The 13,895-nt window shown below is 60.4% G+C and carries 12 protein-coding genes; 6 read left to right on the forward strand and 6 right to left on the reverse strand.

Going from position 1 to position 13,895, the window contains the following annotated elements:
- Together LRS56_25030 and LRS56_25035 are read right to left on the reverse strand one after the other, a co-directional pair.
- Complete coding sequence (locus LRS56_25030) at window positions 1-219, reverse strand: hypothetical protein (GenBank protein ID WDU62003.1); 219 nt, start codon at window positions 217-219, stop codon at window positions 1-3.
- A complete protein-coding gene (locus tag LRS56_25035) occupies window positions 206-529 on the reverse strand; it encodes an adenylate cyclase (protein WDU62004.1) in 324 nt (107 codons plus the stop codon). Before LRS56_25035 ends, LRS56_25030 begins: the two co-directional genes overlap by 14 nt.
- A 32-nt stretch (window positions 530-561) precedes the next feature.
- On the opposite strand from LRS56_25035, the gene LRS56_25040 reads away from it, so the two are divergent.
- Complete coding sequence (locus LRS56_25040; GenBank protein ID WDU62005.1) at window positions 562-1,749, forward strand: M48 family metalloprotease; 1,188 nt, start codon at window positions 562-564, stop codon at window positions 1,747-1,749.
- A gap of 59 nt (window positions 1,750-1,808) precedes the next feature.
- Here the strand turns inward: LRS56_25040 and LRS56_25045 are convergent, their stop codons facing one another.
- The gene (locus tag LRS56_25045; GenBank protein ID WDU62006.1) at window positions 1,809-3,131 is read right to left on the reverse strand and encodes an OprD family porin; all 1,323 of its coding nucleotides are present in this window, start codon (window positions 3,129-3,131) and stop codon (window positions 1,809-1,811) included.
- Window positions 3,132-3,541: 410 nt separating this feature from the next.
- Between LRS56_25045 and LRS56_25050 the strand changes: the two genes are divergently transcribed.
- Window positions 3,542-5,629 carry a TonB-dependent siderophore receptor gene (locus tag LRS56_25050; GenBank protein WDU62007.1) on the forward strand — a complete coding sequence of 696 codons (2,088 nt, stop codon included), beginning with the start codon at window positions 3,542-3,544 and terminating at the stop codon, window positions 5,627-5,629.
- Window positions 5,630-5,755: 126 nt separating this feature from the next.
- Here the strand turns inward: LRS56_25050 and LRS56_25055 are convergent, their stop codons facing one another.
- From LRS56_25055 to LRS56_25065, 3 genes are all read right to left on the reverse strand, one after another.
- Window positions 5,756-5,971, reverse strand: coding sequence for a hypothetical protein (locus LRS56_25055; protein WDU62008.1), 216 nt, complete (start codon window positions 5,969-5,971; stop codon window positions 5,756-5,758).
- A gap of 234 nt (window positions 5,972-6,205) precedes the next feature.
- Complete coding sequence (gene aguA / locus LRS56_25060; protein ID WDU62009.1) at window positions 6,206-7,312, reverse strand: agmatine deiminase; 1,107 nt, start codon at window positions 7,310-7,312, stop codon at window positions 6,206-6,208.
- Between the two features lie 122 nt (window positions 7,313-7,434).
- Window positions 7,435-10,344 carry an aminotransferase gene (locus tag LRS56_25065; GenBank protein ID WDU62010.1) on the reverse strand — a complete coding sequence of 970 codons (2,910 nt, stop codon included), beginning with the start codon at window positions 10,342-10,344 and terminating at the stop codon, window positions 7,435-7,437.
- 152 nt (window positions 10,345-10,496) lie between these two features.
- Here LRS56_25065 and rfbB point away from each other — a divergent pair, with 152 nt between their 5' ends.
- From rfbB to rfbD, 4 genes are read left to right on the forward strand one after another with little or no spacing between them, the layout of a single operon-like run.
- On the forward strand, window positions 10,497-11,579 hold the full coding sequence (gene rfbB / locus LRS56_25070) for a dTDP-glucose 4,6-dehydratase (GenBank protein ID WDU62011.1): 1,083 nt from the start codon (window positions 10,497-10,499) through the stop codon (window positions 11,577-11,579).
- Window positions 11,576-12,451 (forward strand): glucose-1-phosphate thymidylyltransferase RfbA, encoded by an 876-nt coding sequence (rfbA, locus tag LRS56_25075; protein ID WDU62012.1) that lies wholly within the window; start codon window positions 11,576-11,578, stop codon window positions 12,449-12,451. The genes rfbB and rfbA overlap by 4 nt, the downstream gene beginning before the upstream one ends.
- Entirely contained in the window at window positions 12,448-12,993 is a 546-nt protein-coding gene (gene rfbC, locus LRS56_25080; protein ID WDU62013.1) for a dTDP-4-dehydrorhamnose 3,5-epimerase, read from the forward strand. Before rfbA ends, rfbC begins: the two co-directional genes overlap by 4 nt.
- Entirely contained in the window at window positions 12,990-13,871 is an 882-nt protein-coding gene (gene rfbD / locus LRS56_25085) for a dTDP-4-dehydrorhamnose reductase (protein WDU62014.1), read from the forward strand. Before rfbC ends, rfbD begins: the two co-directional genes overlap by 4 nt.
- Window positions 13,872-13,895 lie beyond the last annotated feature (24 nt).

Below are 13,895 nucleotides of genomic sequence, written 5' to 3' on the forward strand. Positions count from 1 at the left end.
TCAACGAACATTAAAAAACCACAGAACAAGACCCATGACAAAGCCTGCCCCTGCCATTTGCAGATAGAACGGCAGAAATGCTTTTAACAGCGCGACAATGTCATCACCACCACTTAACCAATACCCGGCAATGTGAAAGAACGCACACATAAGCACAAGGGCCAACGCACAGGCACAAGGAAGATAAACAGCGACCCACCAGGGTTCATTTTTTCTCATTGCCGTCTCTTTTCTTCAAGTAGAAATCAGCGCCACCGTTGAACGCCCCTGACGATGCAGAATCGCCCAAATTACCGAATATGGAGGGAACGGGACTTTGCGGGGCGGGCTTGGTAATCGTCCACATCCCCGTCGGTACCCACTCATACTGCTTCGACACCGGGTTAAGCAGTTTATCCAAGGGGCCCTTAACCGCGTTACCAAAGGCGAACCCCACGGACACGCCCGCTTTACTTAACAAAGCGCCCATAAACGGATCATCGCCCTTCATTTCAGCTTGATAATAACCACCGGTTGCATTCCACGTCACGGTAGGGCTGTAACCTTTCCAGCCTGCGCTTTTTGCCGATCTACGATGGGGTCAACCGCAGCCTGGAAGCGTTACTGCACACCCTGCTCGCCAGTGACCTGATCCAGGGTTGGCTGATGCGGCCATCCTTCATGTTCGGCGTGTTTTTCATGCAACGCTTTGATCATGCGGTGAACCATTGGAGCCGCGAGCGCGAGTTACTGGCGGACGCCGCCGGTGCTCGCCTGGCCGGCAATGCCGCGGCGGCGTCGGCGCTGCTGCGGGTATCGGTGCTGCAGCCGCCTATCGATGACGCGCTGCTGGTGCTCTGTGAAACGGCCACTGACGATTTGCCCGGCGACGCCCTCGCCGCGCTGCAAGCCCATTCGCTGCAACTGCCGCCGCAGGCGCTGGAGATTCATCAGCCTCACCCGACCGACTCGCACCCATCGAATGGCGAACGCTTGCAGGCGCTGCGCGTGCCGCTGGACGATGCACTGCACAGCGCCACTCGCGCCGTCGACCCTGGCTCCGCGAACGAGCAACTCGACGGCTATTTCAGCGCGCCGCACACGCTGCGTAAGCAGCTGTCCCGCGACCTTATCGAGGTGGCAGTCGCCGAAGACACGGCACGCACCCAACTGCTGGAAAACATGGTCGCCTCGACGGAAGGCGAACGTGCGCTGCATGAAGGCGGCAAGTGGCGCGGGGTGTCGATGGTGGTGCTGGCGATTCCCTTCGTGCTGCTGGGGCTTTGGATCATGTCCCGGCCCTGGCTCGCCCCGGAGCGCCTGAAAGGCACACCATTATCGGCGCTGGGCGCCGGGGCGGCCGTGGGTGGGATCGCGCTGATTTTTGTTTGGCTGGGCGTGCGCCGCTTCAAGCGCGCCCCGCAGATCGCCTTGCGCCTTACGCCGGAGCATTTTGTGTTCGCCAATCTCACGCAGCCGTTGCCGATCGAGCATATCGCCCAGGTCTCGCTGCAATCGATACAGGGTATTTGGGTGACAGTAGAATTGACGCCGGAAACGCCTTTGCCCGAGCGGCGTAAAACCGCATTCGGGGTGCCCGATGCACGGGTCAACAAGAAGAAACGCCAGGTGCTGCTGCAAATGGCGCAGCTGTGTATCGACAACAAAAAGATTGAGCCTTACGAGGGCCTGACGCTGATGCACGAGTCCATAAACGCCTCCCTCGCCCGCAAGATTCTGCACCTGCGCGACGAGGAGGCGCAGGCATAAAAAAACCCCGAACCAGTCGGGGTTTTTATCGCCTTGAATCAGGCGCTACGCGCAATCAATCAGAACACGTTGATTGGGTAGTCGGCGAACAGACGGATTTCGTTACCGCCTACGTTATACCGGTCGGCATTGCTGGAAACGCGCAACCAGGACGCACGTGCACGCAGGCTCAGGTCTTTGGCCGGGCCGCTCTGAACCACGTATTTGAACTGGTTGAAGATTTCACGCTCGGTGCCATTGCCGCGGTTGGAACCGTCGTCAATGTTGGTGCCGCGCACGTAGGCAACGTTGTAGGTCAGGCCAGGTACGCCGAAGGTGCTGAAGTCCAGGCCATAGCCTGCCTGCCAGGAGCGCTCGTCCTTGCCGTTGAAGTCGGACCAGTAGGAGTTGGCCAGCAGGATGGTGTTGCCGCCGTCGCCGATACCGGTGTCCGCCGTGTCGTCGCGGTAGCCGCCGTACAGGTAACCGGTGTCACCGGTGCTGCGCTGGTGGGCCAGGGTGAAGCTGTGTGCGCCGACAGCCCAAGTGGCGCCCAGGCTCCAGATTTTGTTGTCGCGTGCGTCGCCATTGCCGCGTTGTTCGGCGAAGCTGCGGTCCAGCTTGGTTTTGTAGCCGTTGAAGTCAAAAGTCAGCGACTGTTTCTCTGGCAGGGCCAGCACGTAGTTGACGTTGACGTATTGCTTCTTCAGCACGTCTTCCATATCGGAGGCGTACAGCGCAGCCGACAGGCTTTCGGTGAATTTGTAGCTACCACCGAGGTAATTGATGCTTTTCAGGTTACCGCTGTCGGTACCTTCCATGCTCTTGCGCGCTTCTTTGGTGAAGTGGCCCGCATCCAGTTGCAGACCTTCGATCTCTTTGGAAACGATCGAAGTACCGGTGTAGGTTTCCGACAACAGACGGGAGTTGTCGTACTGCAGCACAGGCACGGCCGGGAACTGGTCACCGTACTTGAGTACGGTGTTGGAAACGCGGAACTTCACGGCAGCGCCGCCCTTGGCCAGGTCGTGAGGTGCCGAGCCAGGGTTGTTCGAGCCATCAGGGTTGGTGGTGCCATTGCCCTGCTTGAAGAAGTCGATACCGCCCGCGCCGGCGCGACCTTTACCACCGTCCAGACGGATAGCGTACTGGCCAATCACGTCCACACCCACACCCACGGTGCCTTGAGTGAAACCGGACTCGAACTTGCCGATAAAGCCCTGGCCCCACTCGGCTTTGTCTTGCTTGCCGTTCTTGTAGTCACGGCTGATGTAGGCGTTACGTGCTGCGATGTTCAGGTGGCTGTCATCAACAAAACCCTTGGATTGCTCCTGGTCGTTTGCCATGGCCGTCGATGCGCTCAAAATCCCCAGAGCGATCAGACTCATCCGTTGCTTCAACATTTCTTATATTCCTTATTACTGGTTGAGTACGCGCTGTGACACCAGGCTCCGTGTCGCTTTTCTGGTGTCGACTTTTTCCGGAAAAAAGAAGGCCCGCGGGACGACTTAACATGCCGCGGGCCTTTTTTATTGGATGAGTCATGGCGGTTCGCCACAGGCGTTGGCGCAATCCTAGTCGGGCGTTGAACTATGTGTCAATTTCGTGAATCGTCTGTATTTAGGCGAAATAATTCTAAGCAAAGGCTGACAGCCTTTCTGAAAACGACCAAAAACCCTCTTCGGCGACACTAAAAACACATTTAGTAACACATTTCAAAGTTGATACGTTTGGCAACTGATAACACGCGCAAATGCAAAGCATTATCATTAAAGTGCGATTTTCCTCCCAAACAATTCGGATACATTCCAGCATGCCTGCCCCTCGTCTCACGCCCTTCACCCTTGGGCTTTCCGTTTTGCTGTCTGCCGGTTTTGCCTGTGCAGCCACCATCTTGCCCGAAACCTCGATCAGCGCCGAAGCTGACGAAGATGACCCACGCGTCAAGGAAACCAGCACCGCCACGCGCACCGCCACCCCCGTGCGCTATGTGCCGCAGGCCATCGACTCGGTGAAGACCGAAAGCCTGCGCTCCTACGGCACCAATGACCTGGGCCAGGCCCTGAGCGGCATTCCCAACGTGAGCAGCGGCGCCGATACGCGTTTCGACAGTTTGCGCATCCGGGGTTTCGACGCGAGCAATGACTTCTATCTGGATGGCATTCGCGACGACAGCCAGTACGTGCGCGACCTGCACAACATCGAGCGCATCGAGGTGCTCAAAGGCCCGGCCGCTGTACTTTACGGGCGAGGCGGTCAGGGAGGGATCGTCAACCGCGTCAGCAAGCTGCCAACGGCCGGGCATAAGTCGAGCATCGAGGCCCAGGGCGGCAGCAACGATTTGCGCAGCTTGTACGCCGACCTCAGCACCGACCCCACAGACACCATCAGCCTGCGCCTGAACATGGGTAACCAGGACAACAACAGCTTTCGCGATGGCGTCAGCGGCAATCGCCAGCTGTTTGCACCCTCCATGAGCTGGCAACTGACACCGGACCTGAACTGGCTGGTGCAATACGAATACAGCCGCTACAACCGCACGCCGGACCGTGGCATCCCCGGGGTCAACGGGCGCCCGGCCGATGTGAGCCGCAGCACCACCTACTTTGACAGTGGCGATTACATCGACGACAAAACCCAGTCGCTACGCTCCAAGCTGGCCTATGAACTCAACGACAATTGGCAACTGCGCCAGACCCTCGGCGTGTTCAAGCTCGACAGCGATTTCGACAACACCTACCAGACCGGCTACACCCCGGCGACCAATCGCGTCACACGGCAACGCTGGCAGCAGGACCTGACCACCCTCAATATCTTCAACAATGTCGAGCTGGAAGGTGGCTTCAGCACCTTCGGCCTGGAACATCGCCTGCTCACCGGCCTTGAGCTGGGCAGCCAGCGCCGCGACCCCAAGCTGTACACCGCGACGGCCGTCAACCGGGGCGGCCGCGCCGTGCCGAGCCTGGACCTCAACCAACCGAATCGCCACCTGAGCCACACCGGGTCGATGAGTGTGTCGAGCAACAACCACACCGAAGTCGAAAGCCGCGCCGTTTACGTACAGGACCAACTGCGCCTGAACGATCAGTGGCAAGTGCTGGCCGGCTTGCGTTACGACTACTTTGAAGTGGACACCAAAAACAAGCTGCTCAACACCCAGCAAGCCGTCGAAAGCCGCAGCACCAGCCCGCGCTTCGGCCTGGTGTGGACGCCCGTGGAGCACCACTCGTTCTACGCCTCGTGGAGCAAAACCTTCTCCCCGGCGGGTGGCGGCCTGATCGGCATCACCCCGAACGCCGCCGGCAGCGTCAACGACCTGAGCCCCGAGCTGACCAAACAGAAAGAAATCGGGGTGAAGAGCGACTGGCTCGACGACCGCCTCAGCACCACCCTCGCCGTGTACGAACTGGAACTCTATAACCGTCGCACCAGCGACCCGCTGGACCGCACCATCACCCTGCTCAGCGGCTTGCAGCGCTCACGCGGCGTAGAGCTGACGGCCACCGGTAAAATCGTCGGCAACTGGTATGTTCGCGGCGGCGTCGGCCTGCAGGATGCCAAGGTCGAGAAAGACAACAATGGCTTTGAAGGCAAGCGCGTCAGCGACGTCGCCAAGCGCAACGCCAGCCTGTTTCTCACCTGGAAACCGGAAATGGGCTGGTACGCGGAAACCGGCCTGACGCTGGCGGGCGACCGTTATGCCGACAGCCTCAACACCGTGGTGCTGCCGGGTTATGGCCGTTGGGACGCCTTGGCCGGGTTCCGTCAAAAGGAATGGGACGTGAGGGCGGCGCTGAACAATATCGCCGATAAAACCTACTACGCATCGGCGACCAGCGTGGCGCAGATTCAGCCCGGTGAACCCCGTAGCTTGGTGGTTACAGGCACTTACAGTTTCTAAAGCCAGACTCGAGTCAATGTGGGAGCGGGCTTGCTCGCGAATGCGGTGTGTCAGTTTCAGATGTACCGACTGATACACCGCATTCGCGAGCAAGCCCGCTCCCACATTTTTTGATCTCGGGGTCGTTTACCTGTTCATCAGCTCACACAACGCGTGCACTTCATCCTCACTGAACAACCCCACCGGGTAGCGTTCACTCATCACGCTGCGCAAGTCAGGCTGTTGCCTGATCTGTCGCGAGCCGTTTTCCTTCAACCAGTGCGCCAGCGCATGGATCGCGTCGCCGTTGACCCGCAAAGGGTGGAACGTGCGCGTGTTCATCAGGTTGATATCGGCGTTCATTTCAGCGCTCTCTCCTACTGCGTGAGCGGCTAACTTACTCAAGGTTTATGACAAAACTGCGCAGTCATGACCTTGGGCCACTCTGGCAACATCAATACAAGAGCTATGCCAATGTCTCGGGTTTATAGGCATGCGGACACAAAAAAGCCCGCGACCTTGCTGGGGCGCGGGCTTGCCGAGAACGCTAAAACCGGGAGGCGACCGGTCGCCGTCGTGCTGCTGTTACAACTGCACTCAATTTTTGTGCGGGGCTGGCTGTTGTTGGGTCAGGCAATGGATATTGCCGCCACCCAGTAACAGTTCACGGCCCGGCACCATGACCACTTCGTGCTGCGGGAACAGGTTCTGCAGGATCGCCTTGGCCTGGCTGTCCAGCGGGTCGTCGAAGCTTGGCGCAATAATGCCGCCGTTGACGATCAGGAAGTTCACGTAGGAACCAGCCAGGCGCACCGTAGGATTGCGCTCTTGAGTGCCGTCCACCGGGTCTACGCCTGCACACTCTTCCTCGGTCGCGTACAGCGGCCCCGGGATCGGCATTTTGTGCACTGTGAATTCACGGCCCTGGGCGTCGGTGCTGCTTTGCAGAACATCCATCGCGGCGTGGCAGCGTGCATAGTTCGGGTCTTGTGGGTCGTCGGTCCAGGCCAGCAACACTTCGCCTGGGCGCACGTAGCAGCAGAAGTTATCCACATGGCCGTCGGTTTCGTCGTTGAACAGGCCGTCCGGCAGCCAGATGATCTTATCCACAGCCAGGTTGGCGCTGAGCACCGCTTCGATCTCGGCACGGTCCAGGTGCGGGTTGCGATTGCGGTTGAGCAGGCATTCTTCAGTGGTGATCAAAGTGCCTTCGCCATCGACGTGAATCGAGCCACCTTCCAGCACAAAGCCTTCGGTGCGGTAGCGCGGCGCGCGCTCGATTTCGAGGATCTTGCCACCCACCTGCGAATCCCGGTTCCACGGCGAGTACAGGCCGCCGTCAAAACCGCCCCAGGCATTGAAGTCCCAGTTCACACCGCGCACTTCGCCGTTGTTGTTGATCACAAAGGTCGGGCCAGTGTCACGCACCCAGGCGTCGTCGCTGGACATCTCTACCACCCGAATATTGGGCACATCCAGACGGGCGCGGGCGTTTTCATACTGGCCGGCGGAAACCGCCACGGTCACCGGTTCAAAACGCGCAATAGCCTTGGCCACCGCCACGTGAGCCGCCTGTGCGGGCTTGCCGCCCAGACGCCAGTTGTCCGGGCGCTCGGGCCAGACCATCCAGGTTTGGGTCTGTGGCGCCCATTCGGCGGGCATATGGAAGCCATCGGCGCGAGGGGTGCTGTGCAGGGTGGTCATGGCGATCAGGACTCCGAATGGGGGTAAAGGCCGACTTTATAACGGATAAAAATCGGCTTTAAAAGCGTTCAAAGATCATAGGCAATAAATATGACAATAAATAGCCGATAACAATCGGCTTTTTACAATTGCTCATCCAGCACCTTCGACAGCATGTCGACGAAGAAATCCACACTGCGTCGAGAGGTGACCATCGGCGGCTTGATCTTGAGGATGTTCAAGTAGTCGCCGGTTGGCTGCATGAATATCCCCAGTTCGCGCAGGCGATCGCACAGCAGTGTGGTCTCTTCAGTGGCGGGTTCCAGGGTTTGCCGGTCGCGCACCAGCTCCAGGCCCAGATAGAAGCCGGAGCCGTGCACCGCACCGACTAACGGATGTCGGTCGATCAATGCTTCCAGCCGCGCCTTGAAATGTCCGCCCACGACCTGGGCGTTTTCCCACAGTTTTTCTTCCTCCATCACGTCCAGCACTGCCATGCCGATCCGGCAACTGACCGGGCTTCCACCTGATGATGAAAAGAAGTACCCCTCGGCCTCCAGGGCTTCGGCGATTTCGCGGCGGGTGATCACTGCGCCCAAGGGTTGGCCGTTGCCCATGCCTTTGGCCATGGTGATGATATCCGGCACTACGCCCTGCTCTTCAAAACCCCAGAAGAAATGCCCCATGCGGCCATAACCCACCTGCACTTCATCGGCGATGCACACGCCGCCCTGGGCGCGCACCCGCGCATACACCTGCTGCAGATAGCCCGGCGGCAGGGAAATGCCGCCCGCATTGCCGTACACCGGCTCGCAGATGAAACCCGCCAGTTGACGTTTACTGGCGGCGATTTTCGCCAGGTTGTGCTCCACGCTTCTTACGTAATCCGGCGCACTGTCCTGGCCTCGGAATTCGCCGCGATAGGTATTGGGCGCAGTCACCGGGTGCACCCAATCCGGCCGGCTGCTCAGCGCCTGGGGGTTGTCGGCAATCGAGGTGGACACGGCATCCGCCGCCACCGACCAGCCGTGGTACGCCTCCAACACGCTGAGCATGTCGCGCCCGCCGCTGTAGGCCCAGGCCAGGCGAATCGCCAAGTCATTGGCCTCGGTGCCGCTGTTGACCAGGAACACCCGGTCCATGCCCTGCGGCGCCAGCACCAGCAAACGTTCGGAAAACTCGGCAATCGCCGCGTAGTGAAAGCGCGAGTTGGTGTTAAGCAGCGACCACTGGCGCGCCGCCACCGCCGCCATGCGCGGATGGCCATGGCCCAGCACCGCGACGTTATTGAGCATGTCGAGGTAGGAACGGCCCTGCATATCGATCAGGTGGTTACGCCAGCCGCGCTCGATACGCGGCGGGTCGACGTAATAGTGTTTTTGCGAGCGCGCAAAGCTGGCATCGCGGCGCGCCAGCAGGGCCGTGGGGTCTAACTCGGGCTGTGCATCACAGGCCAGCCCCAGCAGCGTGGCCGGCGAGGGGCACAACACCTGCCACGCGTGCGCCCGGGAGGGCGTGCAGAACAGCGGCGCCGGCAGCTCGCTACGGCACAATTGCACGGTCAGCGGGCCTGCGACTTCACCGATCACCTGCCCTTTAAGCACGGCAGCGCCAGGCTGCAACAGCACTTTGACGCCCCACAGCCGCACATTGGCCTCGCCGCTGTGCACCCGCCATTCGCCGTTGGCGCCCGGGCGCAGGATGCCCGCGAACGGCGCTTCGACGGAGGTGCCCAGAGGCACATGCAGTTCGACGTGCAGCGCAAACGTCTGCGGCTCACCGGCGCTGTCAGGCTGGGTACGTGACAAACGGTATTGCCCGTAGCGACTCGCCGCCAGGCCATGCACCGCCGCCGCATCCTCTAACAAACGCTGGTCGACACCGGCCTGCTCCCAGTTACCCGCCTCGAAATGCGGGCTGAGTACACCCAGGTCGATCAAGGCAAACTCACGCCCCACCAGCCCCGGCAACAACGGCGCGAAACCCTGGCCGGCAATCGGCGCCGGCACTTGCCCGACGCTGCTTAGAATCGCAGCCTCCATCAATTCAAACGGCACCGAGGTCGCCACATGGAAAATCTCCCACTCGTGCTCGGCGTTTTTCAACAGATAGCTGTTATCCGGGTCCAGGCATTGTTGCTGTTCACTGCTCAATACCAGCACCGCCGCCCGGGCCACGATCAACGGCCATAGCGCCTGCAATTCCTGGTGCTGCAGCGGCGTGACGGCGTGGCAAGCCTGAATCGCCGGCAAGATGGCAAAGGGGTCGCCCTCGGCATGGTGCAACAGGGCCGCGCAGGTCACCGACAGATCGGCGATGCGCCAGGTGTGCACCAGGTCGCCGAAATCGATCACGCCCTGCAGCTGCCAGTGGCGCTGGGCATCGCGTTGCCACACAACATTGTCGTCGGTGATGTCCATGTGCACCGCTTGCCACGGCAGGTGCTCGGCCAGGGGGCGAATGCGCTGCTCAAGCTGCTCGGCCACCTGCTCCAGCGCCGCTCGGTACGGCAGGTGTTCAAGGCTGGCCAGTAAATGCGTGATCAATTCCCCGGCGTGGCGCGGGTCCCATTGCAGGGTGCGCGCAAGGCCCGGGTGTTCGAACGGCGCCAACGCCTGGCTCATCCGCCCGCACAGGTCGCCGAAACCTGCGATCACCTCGCGCCCAAGGTGGGGCAGATGGGTCAGTGGCTGGCCGTCGATATAGTCCAGCAGGCGCACATGCAGGGTTTGGCCGTCGAGGCTCAGGGTCAGCAGTTCTTCGCCGTTCAGGGCCTTGATGACCTTGGGCACGCGCACGCTGGCTTGAGCCTGCAAGGTGTTCAAGGCCGCGTGCTGGGCTTGCAACTCCACGGCGGCGTAATCGCCCCGGCAGATTTTCAGAACAAAACGACCGCGGGCGCTGTCGACTCTGTAGTTCAGGTCCTGCTGGCTGCCCAGTGACTGCAACGGGCCGGTGAGGCCGTAATGCTGCTCAAGCAGCTGCGCCGCCTGATCGGGGCCGACTTGCGGGCAAGGTAGACTGGCGCGGTGGACCAACGTGGCGAGCAGCATGGGGGTGGCCTCGGTTTTTTTCAGGGGTGTATATCGCCATTGTTCTGGTGAATTAGGCAACCCCCACGCATGCCGCGCTTGCACCGCCCCGCCGCACAACTCAAGCTATGCTTCATTCGCTTAATGTCCGTCTAAGGAAAAGGCCCTCCGACATGCGCATTCTCATCACTGGTGGCGCTGGATTTATCGGCTCAGCCCTTATCCGTCACCTGATTCAGCACACCGAGCACGAAGTGCTCAACCTGGACAAGCTCACCTATGCTGGCAACCTGGAATCACTGACCAGCATCGCGTCCAATAGCCGTTATGAGTTCGTTCAGGCCGATATCATCGACCAGGCCACCGTCAGCGCCGTGCTGGCGCGCTTCGAGCCCCAGGCGATCATGCACCTGGCAGCGGAGTCCCATGTCGACCGTTCGATTGACGGCCCGTCGGATTTTATCCAGACCAACATCGTCGGCACCTACAGCCTGCTGGAAGCCACTCGCGCCTACTGGCTCACGCTGGATGAGTCGGCCAGGCAAGCCTTCCGCTTCCACCATATTTCTACCGACGAGGTGTATGGCGACCTGCACGGCGTTGACGACCTGTTCACCGAGACCACGCCCTACGCGCCCAGCTCGCCCTATTCCGCGAGCAAAGCGGCGTCCGATCACCTGGTGCGCGCATGGCATCGCACCTACGGCTTGCCAGTCCTGCTGACCAACTGTTCGAACAACTACGGGGCCTTCCATTTTCCCGAGAAGTTGATCCCGCTGGTCATCCTCAATGCACTCGCGGGTAAGCCGTTGCCGGTCTACGGTGATGGTTTGCAGGTACGCGACTGGCTGTTCGTGGAGGACCATGCACGTGCGCTGCTGAAAGTGGTCACCCAGGGCGTAGTCGGCGAGACGTACAACATTGGCGGCCACAACGAGCAGAAAAACATCGACGTGGTCAGAGGCATTTGCGGCCTGCTGGAAGAGCTGGCACCGCAACGCCCAGCCACGGTCGAAAAATTCACTGACCTGATCACGTTCGTCAAAGATCGCCCGGGCCATGATCAGCGCTACGCGATCGACGCCAGCAAGATAGAACGCGAACTGGGCTGGGTCCCCGAAGAAACCTTCGAAACCGGCCTGCGCAAGACCGTGCAGTGGTACCTCGATAACCTGCAATGGTGCCGCAGGGTCCAGGACGGCAGCTATCAAGGTGAACGACTTGGCAATACCGACATGAAGGATCTGATTGCATGATGAAGGGAATCGTATTGGCCGGTGGCTCCGGAACCCGCTTGCACCCCATTACCCTGGGCGTGTCCAAACAACTGCTGCCGGTGTATGACAAACCGATGATCTATTACCCGGTGTCGGTGCTGATGCTGGCGGGGATCAAAGACATCCTGGTGATTTCCACCCCGGTGGACTTGCCGCAATACCGCAACTTGCTCGGCGATGGCAGCCAGTTTGGCGTGCGTTTCAGCTATGCCGAACAGCCTTCGCCGGATGGCTTGGCCCAGGCGTTTATCATTGGCGAAGAATTTATCGGGGATGATCCGGTTTGCCTGATCCTGGGCGATAACATTTTCCACGGCCAACATTTCAGCGACCAGTTGCGCACCGCAGCCGAACGCACCTCAGGCGCTACCGTCTTCGGCTACAGGGTCAAGGACCCTGAGCGTTTTGGGGTAATCGACTTCGACAAAAACGGCCGCGCCTTGTCCATCGAAGAAAAACCGGCCAAGCCCAAATCGGCCTACGCCGTAACCGGCCTGTATTTCTACGACAACGACGTGATCCGGATCGCACACGAGGTCAAACCTTCGCCGCGTGGCGAGCTGGAAATTACCGACGTCAACAACGCCTATCTCGAGCGTGGCGACTTGCATGTGGAGTGTTTCGGCCGTGGCTTTGCCTGGCTCGACACGGGTACCCATGACAGCCTGCTGGAAGCCTCAACCTATGTGCAAACCATCGAGCACCGCCAGGGGCTGAAGGTGGCGTGCCTGGAAGAGATCGCTTACGAAAATGGCTGGATCGACCGCGACCACCTGCTTGAACGCGCCAAGTACTTCGGCAAAACCGGCTATGGCCAATACCTGTATTCGTTGGCTGGAGACCACCCGTGAACGTCATTGAAACTGCATTGCCTGGCGTGCTGATCATCGAGCCCAAGGTATTTGGTGATGAGCGCGGGTTTTTCTACGAAAGCTTCAACGCCCGTGCCTTTGAAGAGGCCACCGGGCTCAAGCGCGACTTCGTGCAGGACAACCATTCGCGCTCGCAAAAAGGCGTGCTGCGCGGCCTGCATTACCAACTGGAACACACCCAGGGCAAGCTGGTGCGCGTAACGGCCGGCGAAGTATTGGACGTTGCCGTGGATATCCGCCGTAGCTCGCCAAATTTCGGCCAATGGGTGGGCGTTCGCCTCTCGGCACACAACCATCGCCAGTTGTGGGTGCCGGAAGGCTTTGCCCATGGGTTTGTGGTGCTCAGCGATTACGCAGAGTTCCTGTACAAGACCACCGATTACTACCAGCCGAGCGCCGAGCGCAGCATCCTGTGGAATGACCCGACGCTGGCGATCGACTGGGAACTCACTGAGCCGCCGCAACTGTCCACCAAGGATCAGGCCGGCAAGCTGCTGATGGAAGCCGACCTGTTCCCATGACCCGCCCTCTGAAAATCCTGATTACCGGCCAACACGGGCAAGTCTCCCGCGAGCTGCAACACCGCCTGCGGGACCTGGGCGAACTCATCGTGCTGGGCCGCGACCAACTGGACCTGGCCAACCCCGACCAGATCCGCCAGCAAGTCCGCGCCCACTGCCCCGGCCTGATCATCAACGCCGCCGCCCATACCGCCGTCGATCAAGCCGAAAGCGAGCCGGACGTGGCCTTTGCCATCAACGCGATTGCCCCCGGCATCCTGGCCGAAGAGGCCAAGGCGCTGGGCATCCCATTGATCCACTACTCCACCGACTATGTGTTCGACGGCAGCAAGCCCGCGCCTTACACCGAAGCCGACACGCCGAACCCATTGGGTGTGTACGGCCAGAGCAAGCTCGCCGGTGAACAAGCGATTGCCGCAGTGGGCGGCGAGTATCTGGTCCTGCGCACCAGTTGGGTCTACTCCGGCCACGGCAAGAATTTCCTGCTGACCATGCAGCGTCTGCTGCAAGAGAAGCCGCAGATGCGCATCGTCGTCGACCAGATCGGTGCGCCGACCTGGGCCGGCACCATCGCCAACAGCACGCGCGCCTTGATCGAACGTTGGCAGGCGGGTCAAGTGGGCGACTGGGGCGTATACCACCTGACGGCCCAGGGCGAAACCTCGTGGTTCGGCTTTGCCGAGGCGATAGGTGAACACCTGCGTGCCGACGGCAAAGCCTGCGCCGAGCTGGAAGCGATCCCCTCCAGCGCCTACCCGACGCCCGCCAGGCGCCCGCTCAACTCGCGCCTGGATTGCCGTCGCCTGCAGCAGCAATGGCAGGTCAGCCAGCCGCAGTGGCAAGACGCATTGCGCGAGTGTCTTGCCGAGCAGCACTAGGCATAATGCGCCTGTACCCACAGG

It is taken from the genome of Pseudomonas poae (genome assembly GCA_028869255.1).
GTDB classification, from domain to species: domain Bacteria; phylum Pseudomonadota; class Gammaproteobacteria; order Pseudomonadales; family Pseudomonadaceae; genus Aquipseudomonas; species Aquipseudomonas poae_C.

Coding starts and splice junctions, on each gene's coding strand:
- rfbD (WDU62014.1), top strand. CDS start 12,990: ATGACCCGCCCTCTGAAAATCCTGATTACCGGCCAACACGGGCAAGTC.
- rfbA (WDU62012.1), top strand. CDS start 11,576: ATGATGAAGGGAATCGTATTGGCCGGTGGCTCCGGAACCCGCTTGCAC.
- LRS56_25050 (WDU62007.1), top strand. CDS start 3,542: ATGCCTGCCCCTCGTCTCACGCCCTTCACCCTTGGGCTTTCCGTTTTG.
- LRS56_25065 (WDU62010.1), bottom strand. CDS start 10,344: ATGCTGCTCGCCACGTTGGTCCACCGCGCCAGTCTACCTTGCCCGCAA.
- rfbB (WDU62011.1), top strand. CDS start 10,497: ATGCGCATTCTCATCACTGGTGGCGCTGGATTTATCGGCTCAGCCCTT.
- LRS56_25030 (WDU62003.1), bottom strand. CDS start 219: ATGAGAAAAAATGAACCCTGGTGGGTCGCTGTTTATCTTCCTTGTGCC.
- aguA (WDU62009.1), bottom strand. CDS start 7,312: ATGACCACCCTGCACAGCACCCCTCGCGCCGATGGCTTCCATATGCCC.
- LRS56_25045 (WDU62006.1), bottom strand. CDS start 3,131: ATGTTGAAGCAACGGATGAGTCTGATCGCTCTGGGGATTTTGAGCGCA.
- LRS56_25055 (WDU62008.1), bottom strand. CDS start 5,971: ATGAACGCCGATATCAACCTGATGAACACGCGCACGTTCCACCCTTTG.